This is a genomic window from Streptomyces sp. NPDC002671, assembly GCF_053592475.1.
Genome location: NZ_JBSFVU010000007.1, coordinates 131,603 through 146,654 on the forward strand (window position 1 = coordinate 131,603; position 15,052 = coordinate 146,654).

The window sequence follows — 15,052 nt, forward strand, 5'->3', positions numbered from 1 at the left end:
CTTGAGCCCGCCCGAGCAACCCTACCCGCGAGATCGACGGTGACAGCAGGGGGCGCAGACCCTGGCTTGATCAGGATCCGGTGTGCGCGGGCGGCTGGGCGACATTGCTGTTCGGCTGCAGCAGCCAGGCCGCCGAATCGAACACAGCAGTCCTTACTACCTTGAGTTCGCCAGGCCTGACCATGACCCCATCGGCAAGGAAGAAATCCAGACCAGACACGATCAGCCGCGACGCACCCGCGAGACGTATCAGTACGGACGTCGTGTGCCGTGTGCGCCACTGCAGCGGGCGACACCCTCGTTCCTCAGCAGCAACAAACGAACTATTCAGGCCACCGCGCCCGCAGTAGCAGCACGGCGGCCATTCCACCAAATCCGGTCAGGACCGGGAAGACGAAGTCGCCAGGCGCTCCTGAACCTTCCCCTTGCCCCAGGACACCCGAGGATTGGGACGTGAGCTTCCAGAGGAAGCAGTGCCAGGTGGGAAGCGAGAGCAACCGCAGCAGACCGTACACGGAGGGGTTCGAACGGAATGCGGTCGCGTTCGTGCGCTCGTCCGGGAAGCCCGTCACGATCGACCGTGGGCAGGGGGCGCCGGGAGAGCTGACGACCGAGCGTGAAGTGCTGCGCCGGCTGCGGAGGCTGGCCGCCGAGCGCTTGACCGCAAGTTCAAGTCCTGCCGAGGACTCCTACCCGCGCCCTTCACAGCCCGCAGCCCCACCCAACAGCACCCCACCTCCGGCACATCCAGTGCACAACCGCCCGAGAACTCCCAGGAAACCCCAGGTAGAAGCGGGCACTCCAGCCGGACACGGAAAGGCCCCGGCCAGGTTGTTTTCCCTGGTCAGGGCTCCAAATGGCAGACGAGTCGGGCTGTACGCCGGGTTCTGTTCCCCGGTGTCCTCGCGGACGCCGGGGCGACGGCCATCCATCTAGGGCCGACGTTGCCGTCGGCCTCGTGCGGTCTACCCGCGGACTCGGGCGGGCAGCCCTCGAACGTCCGCGCAGAGCGCGTTTTACGGCGCTCCTTTTGACCTTGCTCCGGGTGGGGTTTACCGAGCTGCCCAGGTCACCCTGGGCACTGGTGGTCTCTTACACCACCGTTTCACCCTTACCGAGGACTGAGGTCCCCGGCGGTCTGCTTTCTGTGGCACTGTCCCGCGGGTCACCCCGGGTGGCCGTTAGCCACCACCCTGCCCTGTGGAGCCCGGACGTTCCTCGGGAAGCCCCCTAGGGGGACTCCACGCGGCCGCCCGCCCGGCTCGTCTGCCGTGTCGACCATGGTACCCGGCCCGTGGTCCGGCGCGGACCGGCGGAGGCCGTCGCCAGGACCGAGCCGGCCAGGATGAGGGTGAAGGCCAGGAGGACGGTCGGGGTCAGTGGCTCGTCCAGGAACAGGGCGCCCGCCGCCACCGCGACGGCCGGGTTGACGTACGTGATCACCGTCGCCCGGGTCGGGCCCGCCTCCTTGATCAGTTCGAGGAAGGCCACGAACGCCACCGCCGTGCAGAGCACGCCCAGCGCGGCGAGGGCCGCCAGGACGGTGGCGGAGGGGACCGCGGACGGGTGGGTCAGCGCGGCTGCGGGGGCGTAGACGACCGCCGCCAGGGTCAGGCAGGCCGTCGTCAGGTGCAGGGACGGTACGTCCTTCATGCGGCGCGCGGCTATGAGGGGCGCGGTCGCGTAGCCCAGGACCGTGAGCAGCACCTCGGCCAGCGAGCGCGTGTCGCCGCCGGTGAGGTGCGGGAGGGTCAGGACGGTGACGCCGGCCAGGCCCAGGGCCAGGCCCGCGAGGCGCCGGGCGCCGAGGTGTTCCGCCCCGCCGAAGAAGCGGGACAGGAGCACGCCCGCTATCGGGACGCCCGCGATCAGCAGGCCGGCCGTCGAGCTGGACAGGTGCCGTTCGGCGTCGGTGAGGGTGAGCCAGGGGCCCATGATCTCCAGGCACGCGAAGGCCAGCAGGGGGCGCCAGTGGGCTCGTACGGTGTCGGCCAGGCCGCCCTGGCGCAGGGCGAACGGGAGCAGCAGGACCGCGCCGAGCGCGCAGCGCGTGAAGACCACGACCGGCGGGGACACCGCGTCCACCGCCACCTTGATCAGCAGATAGGGGATGCCCCAGACCACTCCCATCAGGGAGAACAGAAGCCAGCCGCGTGCAGTCATGCGCCGAGTTTCGGCCACTTCACCCGCGGGCGTCTTGAACGCTGTTGCGGTAGGCCGCCGGGGTCACCCCGAGCACCCGGCGGAACCAGCGGGTCAGGTGCGCCTGGTCGGCGAAGCCGACGAGGGTGGCCACCTCGGCGGGGCGCAGGCCCGCCTCCAGCAGGCCGCGGGCGCGGGCGACCCGGTGCTGGGCGAGCCAGGCGTACGGCGGTATGCCGAGCGTCGTACGGAAGGCCCGCAGGAGCTGGTAGCGGGACAGGCCGAGGTCGGCGGCGAGCAGGGCGAGGGAGGGCGGGGCGGTGAGTTCGTCGGCCAGGCGGTCGCGGACGGTGAGGGCGATGGCCTGGGCGCCGGGGATCCGGTCGGCGACGGGCCGGGCCGTGGAGTGGCGGCGGGCCAGCGCGGTCAGCAGCCAGGGGACACGGGACTCGGCCTCCAGCGGGTCGGGGCAGACGCTGAGTTCCGTGTGCGCGGCGCGCAGTGCGGCGGCCAGCTCCGGGTCGTCGAGGACGGGCTCGCGGAAGTGCGGGAGGCCGCCGAGGGTGCCTTCGGTCAGCAGGGCGGGGTCGGCGTACAGGGCGCGGTAGGCGTAGCCGTCGCCCGCGCTGCCGGGGCCGCCGGTGTGCATCTCGCCGGGGTCGAGGACGACGATCGAGCCGGGGCCGGTGCGGATGTGGCCGCCCCGGTAGTCGATCACCTCGGAGCCGCCGACGCAGACCCCTATCGTGAACTCCTCGTGGGCGTGCGGGGCGTAGACGTGCTTGTCGAAGGAGGCGGTCAGCAGGTCGAGCGGGGGTCCGCAGCGGCCCAGTCGCGCCCGTGTCCACAGCGCCCGTTCCGCCATGGCGCACCCCCTTGTCGTACCACTTGCTGCTTCCTTGGGGTGCAACGTCGTGAGGCCCCGCTTCCATGCCGGGCAAAACCTCACGCGGGGGCGAAAAGGATCTTCGTCGTACCCGGATCGGCCTGGGTGAGACGGACGCGGAGGCGTTCGCCCAGCGGCAGGCCCTCGCCCTCGATGCGGCCGACGACCGCCGGGGACTCCAGATGCACGGTGCCGACGGTCGGCCGGTGCTCGTCCAGGTCCACCACGCAACCGTCGAAGACCTCCCCGATCCGGTCCTTGAGCAGGGCCGCCTCCACGATGTCGACGCACTCCCGCTCGACCGTGCCCGCGAGCCGGGCGCCTTCGGCCATCTGCCGCGGCAGCTCGTCCAGCGCGGCGAGCACCCAGTAGGGCGGGGCCTGCCCGGCGACGGCCGCGAGACAGAGCTCGGCGGCGTAGCGGTCGGCGAGGCGGCGCAGCGGGGCGGTGCAGTGGGTGTAGGGGGCGGCGACCGCGGCGTGCGTGGTGATCGCGGGCAGGTCGCCGTCGCGGAACACGGTGTATCCGGCGCCGCGCAGCAGGGTCGTGCAGTCCTGGAGGAAGGCCGCGTGGCGGGGGTCGTGCGGGTCGAGCATGCGGATCAGGGCCGCGTACGACACGTGGTGCGGCCAGTCGATGCGCAGGGCGACGGCGGTGCGGCGCAGCCGGGCCACGGCGCCGTCCGGGGCGGCGGGCAGGGTGCGCAGGACGCCGGTGCCGTGCGCGAGCATCAGGTCGGCCGCGGCCATGCCGGTGAGCAGGGAGAGCTGGGCGTTCCAGCGCTCGGCGGGGAGGGGGGCGCGGTAGCCGAGGACGTAGGTGTGGTCCCGCGCCGTGATCTCCTGCTCGGGCACGTTGAGGGAGATGCCGCCGCGCTCGACCTCCAGCCGCTCCCGGGCCTCGCCGATCTCCTTCAGCAGCGCGACCGGCTCCTCGGCCGTCGCGGTGTCGAGCTGCTTCTGTACGCCGCCGTAGTCCAGCTTGGCGCGGCTGCGGACCAGGGCCCGGCGCACGTCGACGGCGGTGGTGCGGCCCTCCGCGTCGAGGTCGAGCGTCCACAGCACGGCCGGCCGCGTCCGGTCCGGCAGCAGGCTGGCCGCGCCCTCGCTGAGCACGGCGGGGTGCAGGGGCACCTTCTCGTCGGGGAAGTACAGGGTGTTCACCCGCTGGTGCGTCTCCGCGTCCAGCGGCCCGCCGGGTACGACGAAGGCGGCGGCGTCGGCGATGGCGTACCGGACCCGGTATCCGGTGCCCTGCCGGGACAGGTGGGCCGCCTGGTCGAGGTCGGTGGAGGTGGGAGGGTCGACGGTGAAGAAGGGGATGTCCGTGGCGTCGTATGCGGGGAGCGTGGGCGCCTCGGCGGAGCGTTCGGCCTCCTCCTGCACCTCGGCCGGGAAGCCCTCCGGGATGCCGAGTTCGGCCCGGAGCGCGGTGAGGGCGGCCCGGAGAGGCCCCTCGGGGGCGCCGGTCACGCGGATGTGGCGGCGGGGCATACAGCGAGCGTAGGACTGAGGCGCGGGCGCGGCACGCCGTACGCTGTCGCGGAGGTCTACGTAAGGAGTACGTGTTGCTGGTCCTGCTGCCGCCCTCCGAAGGCAAGGCGAGCCCGGGCAGGGGTGCCCCTGTGAAGCTGGAGTCGCTGTCCCTGCCGGGGCTGACCGGTGCGCGGGAAGCCGTGCTCGGGGAGCTGGTCGGGCTGTGCGCCGGAGACCCCGAGCACAACGAGAAGGCGCGCGAGGTGCTCGGGCTGAGCGAGGGGCTGCGCGGCGAGGTCGCGAAGAACGCGGGGCTGCGCACGGCCGCGGCCCGTCCGGCCGGGGAGATCTACACCGGTGTGCTCTACGACGCCCTCGGCCTGGCCTCGCTGGACGCGGCGGCGAAGAGGCGGGCGGCGCGCTCGCTGCTGGTCTTCTCGGGGCTGTGGGGCGCGGTGCGCGTGACGGACCGCATCCCCTCCTACCGCTGCTCGATGGGCGTGAAGCTGCCGGGTCTCGGCGCGCTGTCCGGGCACTGGCGCGCGCCGATGGCGGAGGCGCTGCCGGAGGCGGCCGGGGACGGGCTCGTGCTGGACCTGCGGTCCTCCGCGTACGCGGCGGCCTGGAAGCCGAAGGGCGAGGTGGCCGGGCGGACCGCGACCGTACGGGTGCTGCACGCGCCGACGCGGAAGGTCGTCAGCCACTTCAACAAGGCGACCAAGGGCCGGATCGTACGGAGCCTGCTGACCGCCGGGACCTCGCCGAAGAACCCCGCCGAACTGATCGACGCGCTGCGGGAACTGGGCTACGTCGTGGAGGCGGAGGCGCCGGACAGGGCCGGGAAGGCGTGGTCGCTGGACGTGCTGGTGGACGAGATCCACTGACGTCGATCGGGGCCCAGCAGGGCTTCCGCCCCTGGCGCGGGTCCGGGGTGCCGTTCCTGCCCGGGGCTCAGGGCCGCAGGTGGGACGTGTCGTTGAACAGCCGTACGCTCGCGTTGCCGTCGGCGTAGTACGCCACCGCCGACAGGGAGGCGGCGGAGAGCTCCATCCGGAACAGCGACTCGGGCGGAGCGCCGAGGGCGAGCCGGACGAGGGTCTTGATGGGCGTGACGTGCGTGACCAGCAGGACCGTACGGCCCCGGTGGGCCGCGACCAGCCTGTCGCGGGTGGCGGCCATCCTGGTGGCGGTCTCCGCGAAGCTCTCGCCACCGCCGGTGGGGTGGGCCTCGGGGTCGGCGAGCCAGGCGTTCAGGTCGTCCGGGTAGCGCTCGCGGACCTCGCCGAAGGTCAGTCCCTCCCAGGCGCCGAAGTCCGTCTCGCGCAGGCCGTCCTCGACGGTCACGTCCAGGCCGAGGCGGGCGGCGACGATGGCGGCGGTTTCGCGGGTGCGGGTGAGGGGGGAGGCGAGGACGGCCTGGATCGTGCCGCGCCGTGCGAGTGACTCTGCGGCTCGGTGGGCCTGCTCCCGTCCTGCGTCCGAGAGGGCGGGGTCGGTGCCGCCGCTGCCGGAGAAGCGTTTCTGGGGGGTGAGGGGGGTTTCGCCGTGGCGGAGGAGGACGAAGGTGGCGGGGGCGCCCAGGTCGGGGGCGGCGCTCCAGCCAGGGGCTGAGGTCGCGGGGGCCGGGGTCGTGGTCGGGCGCGGCTCGGTGGGGGTGGTCGGGCGCTGCTCGCTTCGAGGTGCCGCTTTCTGGGGGACGGGCGCCGCCCCAGCGGCACGACTGCCCGCGGCTGCGGCGGCTTCCAAGCCCGCCCGCGAGTCCGACGGCAACCACTGCTCGCCCTTCGCGCCCGCGTCCATCGCCTCGTTGGCCAAGCGGTCCGCGTGTTTGTTCTGCTCGCGGGGGATCCACTCGTACGTGACCTGGCCGGCGGCGAAGACGCGGTTGGACTCGGCGGCCAGGGGCTTCAGGTCGGGGTGTTTGATCTTCCAGCGGCCCGACATCTGCTCGACGACGAGCTTGGAGTCCATCCGGACGTGGACCGTGGCGGCCGGGTCGAGGGCGTGGGCGGCGCGCAGGCCGGCCAGCAGGCCCCGGTACTCGGCCACGTTGTTCGTGGCGACGCCGATGTACTCCGCGGCCTCGGCCAGGGTCTCCCCGGTCGCGGCGTCGCTCACCACGGCGCCGTAGCCCGCGGGCCCCGGGTTGCCCCGCGACCCGCCGTCCGCCTCGACGATGAACTCCCCCACGCCCAAAGCTCCTTACCGGTACCTACAGATCCCTACAGACCCGACTCGGCCGTGCGCACCAGGATGCGGCGGCAGTTCTCGCAGCGGACCACCACGTCCGGAGCCGCCGCGCGGATCTCGTTCAGCTCGGTGATGGCCAGCTCCTGGCGGCAGCCCTGGCAGGTGCGGGCGTACAGCTTGGCCGCGCCGATGCCGCCCTGCTGCTCGCGCAGCTTGTCGTACAGCTTGAGCAGGTCCGCCGGGACGGACGCGGCGACGACCTCGCGCTCCTTGGTCACCGTGGCGGCCTCGCCGTCGATCTCCTCGAAGGCCGCGTCCCGGCGCCCGGTGGCGTCGTCGATCTTCGACTGTACCGACGCGACCCGCGCGGTCAGCTCGGCCACCCGCTCCTGGGCGGCCTCGCGGCGCTCCATGACCTCCAGGACGACCTCCTCCAGGTCGCCCTGCCGCTTGGCGAGGGAGGTGATCTCGTGCTGGAGGTTGGACAGGTCCTTCGGCGAGGTGACGGCGCCGGAGTCCAGGCGCTGCTGGTCGCGGGTGGCGCGCTGGCGCACCTGGTCCACGTCCTGCTCGGCCTTGGTCTGCTCGCGGGCGCAGTCGCTCTCCTCGGTCTGCGCGGCCACCAGCAGGTCGCGCAGCTGGGTGAGGTCCTTGTTCAGCGACTCGATCGCCGCGTGCTCGGGCAGCGACTTCCGCTTGTGCGCGAGCTGCTGGAGGCGCACGTCCAGGGCCTGGACGTCGAGGAGTCGGATCTGGTCGGCGGGCGCGGCGTTCAGTTGGGGGCTCCAGGTGTTTCGGTGGTGGAGGACGCCGCGTGGGCGGTCCAGGGGTCGGTGACCGTCTTCGACACGTGGACGCGCAGGTCCCAGCCGTGGCGGTCGGAGAGCTCGTCGAGCTGGCTCGCGGCCAGCTCGCACCAGGGCCACTCGGTGGCCCAGTGTGCCGCGTCGAGCAGTGCGAGGGGGCTTTGCGCGCCAGCCGCCATGAATTCCGCGGCGGGGTGGTGGCGCAGGTCGGCGGTGAGGAAGGCGTCGACGCCGGCCGCGCGGACCTGGTCGAAGAGGCTGTCACCGGAGCCGCCGCTGACGGCGATCGTGCGGACCGTGGCCTCGGGGTCGCCGGCCACGCGGATGCCCTGCGCGGTGGCGGGCAGCCGCTCGGCGGCGCGGGCGGCCAGCTCGCGGACGGTGAGGGGGTGGTCCAGCTCGCAGATCCGGCCCAGGCCCCGGCGGCCCGCCGGGTCGCTCGGGTCCGGCACGAGGGGGCGTACGACCCGCAGGTCGAGCGCCGCGGCGAGCGCGTCGCTCACGCCCGGGTCGGCCGTGTCGGCGTTGGTGTGGGCGACGTGCAGCGCGATGTCGTTCTTGATCAGCGTGTGCACGACCCGGCCCTTGAAGTGCGTGGCCGCGACCGTGGTCGTTCCGCGCAGGTAGAGCGGGTGGTGGGTGACCAGCAGGTCGGCGCCGAGCTTGACCGCCTCGTCGACGATCTCCTGGACGGGGTCGACGGCGAACAGGACCCGGGTGACCTTCTGGTCGGGGTCGCCCACGACCGTGCCGACCGCGTCCCAGGACTCGGCCCGCTCGGCGGGCCACAGGTTCTCCAGCGCGGCGATGACTTCAGACAGACGGGGCACGGGAAAAGGCTACCTGGATGATCTGCCGGGCTGTACCGCCTCCGCTCCCCCGGGTCCCGTTCAGCACACATGCCCCGGTTTCCACGGGCGAATCGGTTCTGCGCCACACGTATGTGTGAAGCGGCCATCGGCCGGTCCCACGGCCGTGCGTACGAAAACTAGCTTCGTCGCCGGAGGTGACCGAACGATGACGGCCTGTGCGATCGAATCCCCTTCGACGGAATCCCCTTCGACCGGCGAGTCCGGGGAGTCCGGGGAATCCCGGGGATCCGGCGAGTCCTGGGAGTCCGGCGAGGACGACGGTGTGCCGGAGGCGGGGTGCACCCTCACGGCGGACGGCGCGTACGGCGCCCGGCTCGCGCTCTGCGGTGAGTCCTGGTTCCCGGAGCGCTGGACGCTGGACGGCCCCGAGCCGTACGCCGTCCCGCTGCCCGGCAACCAGCCGGAGGAGCCCGGCACCGAGGTGCAGCCGATGGCGGACGGACGGGTGCTGATCCACCGGCTGGTGGAGCGGCGGCACGCCTTCTCGCTGCTGTACCCGACCGGACCCGGCACCGGCGAGTTGCCGCTGGGCACGGTGGAGTGCCCCGAGCCCGACGCCCGGCTCACGCTGTTGCCGCCCGCGCCGGGGGGCGTGCGGGCGTACGCCCGCACCGTCGGCCCGAACTCCACGGCGGTGTGGCTGGTGGCGGGTGGCGCCCTGGGGCCGGAGCGGCTCGCGGTGATCCCGGGGCGCTGCTCGGGCGGGGTGTGGCTGGATCGCGCCGGGCGGTTGCTCGCGCTGGACCAGGAGCTGGCCGGGCGCACCAAGACGGTCGTGGTGGACCTGGAGCGCGGCGGCGAGATCTCACCTCTGCTCCAGATCACGGACGACAGCGACGACCGGCTGCTGCTCGCCGACCCCGACAGCGGGCTGCTGCTGATCTCCTCCGACGCGCCCTCCCCCGGGCGGGAACGACTGGGCTGGGGGGTCCTGGGCAGCACGCTGCCGGTCCGCTTCCCGGAGTGCCTGCGGGTGGCGGTCCCTCAGTCTCGGCTTCGCCCGACGGGGGGCGCCCCCATCGCGGTGACGCCGTTCGCGATCCAGCCGGGTCAGATGCTGATGCCGGAGAGCTGCGCGGTGGCGCTGCGCATCGACGGGCCGTCCGGCAGCTGGGTGGGGACGTGGCGGCCGGCCGAGCGGCAGGTACGGCATCTCCCGGCGCCCGATGGGTGGTTGACGGGGGCCGGGCTGTGGACGCGCGACGGGGTGCTGCGGCTGCCGTACGCCACGGAGGAAGTCCCGTGCGGCGTGGCGGAGCTGACGGCGCCCAGGGGGGAGCCGGCCCGGAAGAGGGCCGGGGTGGAGATGGGGGGACCGAAGCCGGGGGAACCGGGGGACATGGGCCCGGAGGATCCGGTCCGGGACGGCACCGCTCGCGAGACGCCACCCGTGGCGGCGCCTCGGGACGCGGCGGAACCGGATCCTCCGGCGCCTTCGGCGGTACGTCCTGTGCCGCTCGGGAAAGCACCCCTGGGACGTCTTGTAACGAACTAGTGCCGGTTGGCGTGTGCGCCTGGATTCGACCCGTGGTGTGCCGGTTACACTCGCCCGGCTGTACGAAAGATCATGTCTACGGGGTGAAATCGTCCGATGAGCGACACCAGCACGACGCAGCAGCTGTCTGCCAACTCGCAGAAGACCGCCGGCCACGGCCGGCACCGGGGTCCGGTCGCGGCCCACGACTCTGACGCGACTCCGCAAGGCCGGCACCGTAAGCCGTCCGCGGAGAAGGTCGAAGCGGCTGCCTGACACAAAAAGGCGTTACCAGGCGCCATAAAGGGGAGAGGGGCTTTCCGTCACCGGACGGGAAGCCCCTCTCTCGTTCCACCCGTTTCGATTCACCCGCGTTTGAGTCCCAGCACCTCCGCCGCCGCGAACGTCTCCCCCGGCGGCCGGTCCGCGTAGTGCGGGGTGAGCAGCGCGTCCAGCTCGTCGTACGTGAACGTGTCCTGCTTGCTGTCGAACTGCGCCCGGACCCGGGGCCGGTCGACGACGGCGACCATGCCGCCGTGCACGACGAGCAGCTGGCCGTTGACCCGGGCGGCGGCGGGCGAGGCCAGGTAGCCGACGAGCGGGGCGACATGCTCGGGGGCGAGCGGGTCGAGGCCCTCCTCGGGCCTGGCGAAGCCCGCGAAGACGTCCTCCGTCATGCGGGTGCGGGCGCGCGGGCAGATCGCGTTGGCGGTCACGCCGTACTTGGCGAGGGCGAGGGCGGTGGAGGTGGTGAGGCCGACGATTCCGCCCTTCGCCGCCGCGTAGTTGGGCTGCCCGGCGGATCCGGCGAGGAACGCCTCGGAGGAGGTGTTCACGATCCGCCCGTACACCGCTCCCCCGGCCGCCTTGGACCGCTCCCGCCAGTGCGCGGCGGCGAAGTGGGTGGTGTTGAAGTGTCCCTTGAGGTGGACGCGGATCACCGAGTCCCACTCGTCCTCGGTCATGGAGAAGACCATGCGGTCGCGCAGGATGCCCGCGTTGTTGACGAGGATGTCGAGCTTCCCGAACTCGGTGATTGCCAAGTCGACGAGTTCGCGGGCCTGTTGGAAGTCGGACACGTCTCCTTTGTGGGCGATTGCCCGGCCGCCGTCGGCGCGGATCGCGGCGGCGACCTCCTCGGCGGGTCCGGCCGACGCCTCGCCGGAGCCGTCGCGGCCCGGCCGGCCGTAGTCGTTGACGACGACGGCCGCGCCGAGCCGGGCGAGTTCCAGGGCCTCGGCCCGGCCGAGCCCGCGTCCGGCGCCGGTGACGACGGCGGACAGACCTTCAAGTGGCAGTGACATTCCAGGAGTCCTCACAGCCGCGTTGGATCTCTCAGATGTTGGATCTCACAGATATTGGATCTCTCAGATCTCGATGCACGTACGCAGGGCCGACCCGGTACGCATCTGGTCCAGCGCCTCGTTGATCTCCGCCAGGGGCACCCGGTGGGTGATCAGGCCCGCGAGGTCGACGCGGCCCGCGCGCCACAGGGCGATCGTGCGCTCGTAGGAGCGCAGCACGTCGCCGCCGCCGTACATGGACGGCAGGATGCGCTTCTCGTCGAAGAACAGCTCGAACATGTTGAGCTGGAGGAAGTCGTCCATGGCGCCCGCGCCGACCACGACGAGGGTGCCGCCGCGCCGGGTGTTCTCGTAGGCGGTGCGCGCGGTGGCGGAGCGGCCGACGACCTCGAAGACGTAGTCGAAGCCCTCGCCGCCGGTGACCTGCTGCTTGGCGTCGGCCAGCTCCTCCGGCGAAATCGCCCTCGTGGCACCGAACTTGAGCGCGGACTCGCGCCGGGAGGCGACCGGGTCGACGGCGACGATCTCGGCGGCGCCCTTCAGCCGCGCCCCCTGCACCGCCGAGATGCCGACGCCTCCGCACCCGATGACGGCGACGGACGAACCGGCCTGCACATCAGCGGTGTTGAGGGCAGCTCCGAGGCCGGTCGTCACCCCGCAGCCGATCAGCGCGGCGATGTCGAAGGGCACGTCGTCCGGGATCGGCACGGCGCAGCCCGCGTCCACGACGACCTCCTCGGCGAAGGTGCCGGTGCCCGCGAAGCCGAAGACGTCCCCGCCGGGGCGCCTGAAGTTGGGGCTGCCCGCGTTCATGAACCCGGCCAGGCACAGCTGGGTCTGGCCGCGCTTGCAGGCGGGGCAGGCGCCGCAGGCGGGCAGCCAGCAGATGACGACCCGGTCGCCGGGCTTCAGACCCCGTACTCCGTCGCCGACTTCGAGGATCTCGCCCGCACCCTCGTGGCCGGGCACGAACGGCGCCGGCTGCGGCAGCACGCCGTTCATCGCGGACAGGTCCGAGTGGCACAGCCCGGTGGCCCGCACCCGGACCCGCACCTTGCCGGGCCCGAATCCCGTCGCCTCGACGTCGTCGAGGACCTCCAGCTTTTCCTGGCCGATCTCGTGCAGTACGGCTGCGCGCATGGTGCGGCTCCCCTCGGAGGCTCTTCAGGAGTGCTGAACGATGGTGTCGGCCAGGACGGGCGCGTCGTCCCTCTCGACGGCGCTCACGGCGACCCGGACCTCGCCGTCCCGCCGCCACATGCGGATCCGCAGGGTCTCCCCCGGGTACACCACTCCGGCGAACCGGGTGGAGTAGGAGCGGACCCGGGTGACGTCCCCGCCGAGCAGCGTGTCCACGACCGCCTTGAGGGTGACGCCGTAGGTGCACAGCCCGTGCAGGATGGGCCGGTCGAACCCGGCGAGCTTGGCGAACTCGGGGTCGGCGTGCAGCGGGTTGTAGTCGCCGGAGAGGCGGTAGAGCAGGGCCTGGTCGGGACGGATCGGGCGCTCGACGGTCCGGTCGGGCTCGCCGGTGGGCGGTTCGAGGCGGGTGCTCGGACCGCGGTCGCCGCCCCAGCCGCCTTCCCCGCGTACGAAGATCTGGGCGTCGTTGGTCCACAACGGGCCCTCGGCGTCGGCGACTTCGGTGCGCATGACGAGGACGGCCGCCTTGCCCTTGTCGTACACGGCGGCGATGCGGTTGGTGGAGGTGGCGGTGCCCTCGGCCGGGATCGGCCGGTGGATCTCCAGGGTCTGGCCGCCGTGCAGGACCTTGGCCAGGTCGGCCTCGATGCCGGGCATGGACAGGCTGCTGATCACCCCGGGCGAACCGGCGCCCGCGACGGTGGCGAAGCTCGGCAGGACGTGCAGCCGGGACTCCAGGGTGTAGCGCAGTTCGTCGGGGTCGGTGGCGGGGCTGTCCTTGTCCGGGTCGGCGCCGGCGCCGATGCCGAGGTGGTAGAGCTGGACGTCCTTGACGGTCCAGCTGATCTCACGGATCCGGGGCTCGGCGGCGACGGCCTTGGCTGCGTCGATGGGCATGGGGCTCCTGACGGGTCTCAAGACCTCGGTGCGGACGTCCGCACCGTCGGCCGCACCGAGGTCGTCCACGGGGCGGATCTAGAACGCGTTCCAGTCCGGCGCCCCCTGTATAGCCGAGCGCTCCGCAGTTGTGAAGGCTCCTGACACTGTGTCAGCTGACGTGGGCCGTGACATTTGTACTGCCCGGGTCCGTACATGCGCATCTGCCGGAGACCGGGTCCGGATCCCTAGGTTCGTAGGCATGACACAGACGGAGAGTGCCGCCGTGTCCTTCACGGGGGCGGTCAAGACCTACGGCGCCGTACGCGCTGTCGACGGCATCGACCTGGAGATCGGGCGCGGCGAGACCGTGGCCCTGCTCGGCCGCAACGGCGCCGGCAAGTCCACCACGATCGCGCTGCTGCTCGGCCTGACCGAGCCGGACGCCGGGCGGGTGGAGCTGTTCGGCACCGGGCCGGAGCGGGCCGTACGCGCCGGGCGGGTGGGCGCCATGCTCCAGGAGGGGCGGCCGGTGCCGCGGGTCAGGGTCGGCGAGCTGGTCGGCTTCGTGGCCGGCCGCTATCCGGCGCCCATGCCGGTGGGGCGGGCCCTGGAGCTGGCCGGGATCGCGGACCTGGCCGGGCGGCGGGTGGACCGGCTGTCCGGCGGGCAGGTGCAGCGGGTGCGGTTCGCGGTCGCGCTGGCCGGTGATCCCGCCCTGCTGGTGCTGGACGAGCCGACGGCGGCGCTCGACGTGGAGGCGCGGCACGCCTTCTGGGAGTCGATGCGCGCCTACGCCCGGCGCGGCCACACCGTGCTGTTCTCCACGCACTACCTGGAGGAGGCGGACGCGTACGCCGACCGGATCGTGATCCTCGACCACGGGCGGATCGTCGCCGACGGCACCGGCGAGGAGCTGCGCCGGGCGGCGGGCGGCAACCTGGTCTCCGTCGAGCTGGCCGGGCACGACCCCGAGGCGCTGGCCCTGCTGCCCGGGGTCTGTTCGGTGGAGGTGCACGGCAGCCGGGCGCGGCTGCGCACCGACGACTCGGACGCGACCGTGATCGCCCTCGCCGCCCTCGGCGCGATCCGGGGCCTGGAGGTCGCCCCGGCCTCCCTGGACGACGCGTTCCTCGCTCTCACCTCCCGCACCCTGGAGGCGGTGTGATGCTCGACTACGTACGCCTGGAGGTCCGCCGTACGCTGCGGGACACGGGTTTCGTGATCAGCGGGATCGCGGTGCCGGTGATGATGTACCTGCTGTTCTCCAACCTCGGCGAGAACGACGGGGACTGGCGGACGGCCTCGATGGTCGGCATGGCCGCCTACGGCGCGGTCGGCTCGGCGCTGAACACCGGCGGCGCGGTCGCCGAGGACCGGGGCACCGGCTGGCTGCGGCAGCTGCGGGTGACGCCGCTGACCCCGCGCCAGGCGGTGACGGGGCGGGCGCTGACCGGCGCGGTGACGGTGCTGCCCGCGATCCTCGCGGTGCTCGCGGCGGGCGCTCTGGTCAACGGGGTGCGGCTGGCGCTCTGGCAGTGGGCGGCGATCGCGCTGCTGCTGTGGCTGGGTTCGATCCCTTTCACGCTGCTCGGCCTCGGCAACGGCTACCGGCTGACGGGCCCGGCGACGGGCGTGGCGAACCTGCTGTGCAACCTGGGGCTCTCGGTGGTGGGCGGACTCTGGTTCCCCATCAGCCTGTTCCCCCGCTGGCTGCGCGCCATTTCGGCGTACACCCCCACCCACCGCTTCGCCCAGCTCGGCACCACGGTCGCGGACGGGCATGCTCCGGGCGCTGGTGCGATCATCGTGCTGACGGCATGGCTGGGACTTTTCGGTTCGTACGCTGTGCTCTCGTACCGCCGTAGTGCGGAGACCATCTGA

Annotated in this window: 13 protein-coding genes, 1 other RNA gene and 1 pseudogene; 5 read left to right on the top strand and 10 right to left on the bottom strand. The window is 72.7% G+C overall.

Features of this window, described 5'->3' with window-relative positions; all coding sequences use genetic code 11:
• Window positions 1-860 precede the first annotated feature (860 nt).
• The 4 genes and pseudogenes from rnpB to ACWD35_RS12795 all read right to left on the bottom strand — a co-directional run bounded on the left by rnpB (window position 861) and on the right by ACWD35_RS12795 (window position 4,521).
• An RNA gene (rnpB, locus tag ACWD35_RS12780) (RNase P RNA component class A) lies at window positions 861-1,265 on the bottom strand.
• A 118-nt stretch (window positions 1,266-1,383) separates the two neighbouring features.
• Window positions 1,384-2,163, bottom strand: a pseudogene (locus ACWD35_RS12785) (DMT family transporter); the annotation flags it as partial.
• Between the two features lie 19 nt (window positions 2,164-2,182).
• Window positions 2,183-3,007, bottom strand: a complete 825-nt coding sequence (locus tag ACWD35_RS12790) for an AraC family transcriptional regulator (RefSeq protein ID WP_451351215.1) — start codon at window positions 3,005-3,007, stop codon at window positions 2,183-2,185.
• 80 nt (window positions 3,008-3,087) lie between these two features.
• Window positions 3,088-4,521 (bottom strand): RNB domain-containing ribonuclease, encoded by a 1,434-nt coding sequence (locus ACWD35_RS12795; protein WP_451351216.1) that lies wholly within the window; start codon window positions 4,519-4,521, stop codon window positions 3,088-3,090.
• A 74-nt stretch (window positions 4,522-4,595) separates the two neighbouring features.
• Between ACWD35_RS12795 and yaaA the strand changes: the two genes are divergently transcribed.
• Window positions 4,596-5,387 (top strand): peroxide stress protein YaaA, encoded by a 792-nt coding sequence (gene yaaA / locus ACWD35_RS12800; protein WP_451351217.1) that lies wholly within the window; start codon window positions 4,596-4,598, stop codon window positions 5,385-5,387.
• A gap of 67 nt (window positions 5,388-5,454) precedes the next feature.
• Here yaaA and ACWD35_RS12805 read toward each other — a convergent pair whose 3' ends face one another.
• The 3 genes from ACWD35_RS12805 to ACWD35_RS12815 are packed head-to-tail and all read right to left on the bottom strand — an operon-like array spanning window position 5,455 to window position 8,329.
• Window positions 5,455-6,693, bottom strand: coding sequence for a bifunctional RNase H/acid phosphatase (locus ACWD35_RS12805; RefSeq protein ID WP_451351218.1), 1,239 nt, complete (start codon window positions 6,691-6,693; stop codon window positions 5,455-5,457).
• Between the two features lie 32 nt (window positions 6,694-6,725).
• The gene (locus tag ACWD35_RS12810) at window positions 6,726-7,469 is read right to left on the bottom strand and encodes a zinc ribbon domain-containing protein (protein WP_451351425.1); all 744 of its coding nucleotides are present in this window, start codon (window positions 7,467-7,469) and stop codon (window positions 6,726-6,728) included.
• On the bottom strand, window positions 7,466-8,329 hold the full coding sequence (locus ACWD35_RS12815; protein WP_451351219.1) for a Nif3-like dinuclear metal center hexameric protein: 864 nt from the start codon (window positions 8,327-8,329) through the stop codon (window positions 7,466-7,468). The genes ACWD35_RS12810 and ACWD35_RS12815 overlap by 4 nt, the downstream gene beginning before the upstream one ends.
• 187 nt (window positions 8,330-8,516) lie before the next feature.
• On the opposite strand from ACWD35_RS12815, the gene ACWD35_RS12820 reads away from it, so the two are divergent.
• Both ACWD35_RS12820 and ACWD35_RS12825 read left to right on the top strand, forming a co-directional pair.
• Window positions 8,517-9,866 carry a hypothetical protein gene (locus ACWD35_RS12820; protein ID WP_451351220.1) on the top strand — a complete coding sequence of 450 codons (1,350 nt, stop codon included), beginning with the start codon at window positions 8,517-8,519 and terminating at the stop codon, window positions 9,864-9,866.
• A 96-nt stretch (window positions 9,867-9,962) separates the two neighbouring features.
• Complete coding sequence (locus ACWD35_RS12825; RefSeq protein WP_451351221.1) at window positions 9,963-10,121, top strand: hypothetical protein; 159 nt, start codon at window positions 9,963-9,965, stop codon at window positions 10,119-10,121.
• Window positions 10,122-10,210: 89 nt separating this feature from the next.
• Here the strand turns inward: ACWD35_RS12825 and ACWD35_RS12830 are convergent, their stop codons facing one another.
• The 3 genes from ACWD35_RS12830 to ACWD35_RS12840 all read right to left on the bottom strand — a co-directional run bounded on the left by ACWD35_RS12830 (window position 10,211) and on the right by ACWD35_RS12840 (window position 13,189).
• Complete coding sequence (locus tag ACWD35_RS12830) at window positions 10,211-11,149, bottom strand: 3-oxoacyl-ACP reductase (protein ID WP_451351222.1); 939 nt, start codon at window positions 11,147-11,149, stop codon at window positions 10,211-10,213.
• A gap of 63 nt (window positions 11,150-11,212) precedes the next feature.
• Entirely contained in the window at window positions 11,213-12,289 is a 1,077-nt protein-coding gene (locus ACWD35_RS12835) for a Zn-dependent alcohol dehydrogenase (protein ID WP_451351223.1), read from the bottom strand.
• 24 nt (window positions 12,290-12,313) lie between these two features.
• Window positions 12,314-13,189 carry a MaoC/PaaZ C-terminal domain-containing protein gene (locus ACWD35_RS12840; protein WP_451351224.1) on the bottom strand — a complete coding sequence of 292 codons (876 nt, stop codon included), beginning with the start codon at window positions 13,187-13,189 and terminating at the stop codon, window positions 12,314-12,316.
• A 241-nt stretch (window positions 13,190-13,430) separates the two neighbouring features.
• Between ACWD35_RS12840 and ACWD35_RS12845 the strand changes: the two genes are divergently transcribed.
• Window positions 13,431-14,336, top strand: a complete 906-nt coding sequence (locus ACWD35_RS12845) for an ABC transporter ATP-binding protein (protein ID WP_451351225.1) — start codon at window positions 13,431-13,433, stop codon at window positions 14,334-14,336.
• Entirely contained in the window at window positions 14,336-15,052 is a 717-nt protein-coding gene (locus ACWD35_RS12850; RefSeq protein WP_451351226.1) for an ABC transporter permease, read from the top strand. Before ACWD35_RS12845 ends, ACWD35_RS12850 begins: the two co-directional genes overlap by 1 nt.

What these genes read in the sequence shown, in the direction of transcription:
- ACWD35_RS12850 (WP_451351226.1), top strand. Translation starts at nt 14,336, where the DNA reads ATGCTCGACTACGTACGCCTGGAGGTCCGCCGTACGCTGCGGGACACG.
- ACWD35_RS12840 (WP_451351224.1), bottom strand. Translation starts at nt 13,189, where the DNA reads ATGCCCATCGACGCAGCCAAGGCCGTCGCCGCCGAGCCCCGGATCCGT.
- ACWD35_RS12825 (WP_451351221.1), top strand. Translation starts at nt 9,963, where the DNA reads ATGAGCGACACCAGCACGACGCAGCAGCTGTCTGCCAACTCGCAGAAG.
- ACWD35_RS12790 (WP_451351215.1), bottom strand. Translation starts at nt 3,007, where the DNA reads ATGGCGGAACGGGCGCTGTGGACACGGGCGCGACTGGGCCGCTGCGGA.
- ACWD35_RS12820 (WP_451351220.1), top strand. Translation starts at nt 8,517, where the DNA reads ATGACGGCCTGTGCGATCGAATCCCCTTCGACGGAATCCCCTTCGACC.
- ACWD35_RS12835 (WP_451351223.1), bottom strand. Translation starts at nt 12,289, where the DNA reads ATGCGCGCAGCCGTACTGCACGAGATCGGCCAGGAAAAGCTGGAGGTC.
- ACWD35_RS12845 (WP_451351225.1), top strand. Translation starts at nt 13,431, where the DNA reads ATGACACAGACGGAGAGTGCCGCCGTGTCCTTCACGGGGGCGGTCAAG.
- ACWD35_RS12795 (WP_451351216.1), bottom strand. Translation starts at nt 4,521, where the DNA reads ATGCCCCGCCGCCACATCCGCGTGACCGGCGCCCCCGAGGGGCCTCTC.
- ACWD35_RS12830 (WP_451351222.1), bottom strand. Translation starts at nt 11,149, where the DNA reads ATGTCACTGCCACTTGAAGGTCTGTCCGCCGTCGTCACCGGCGCCGGA.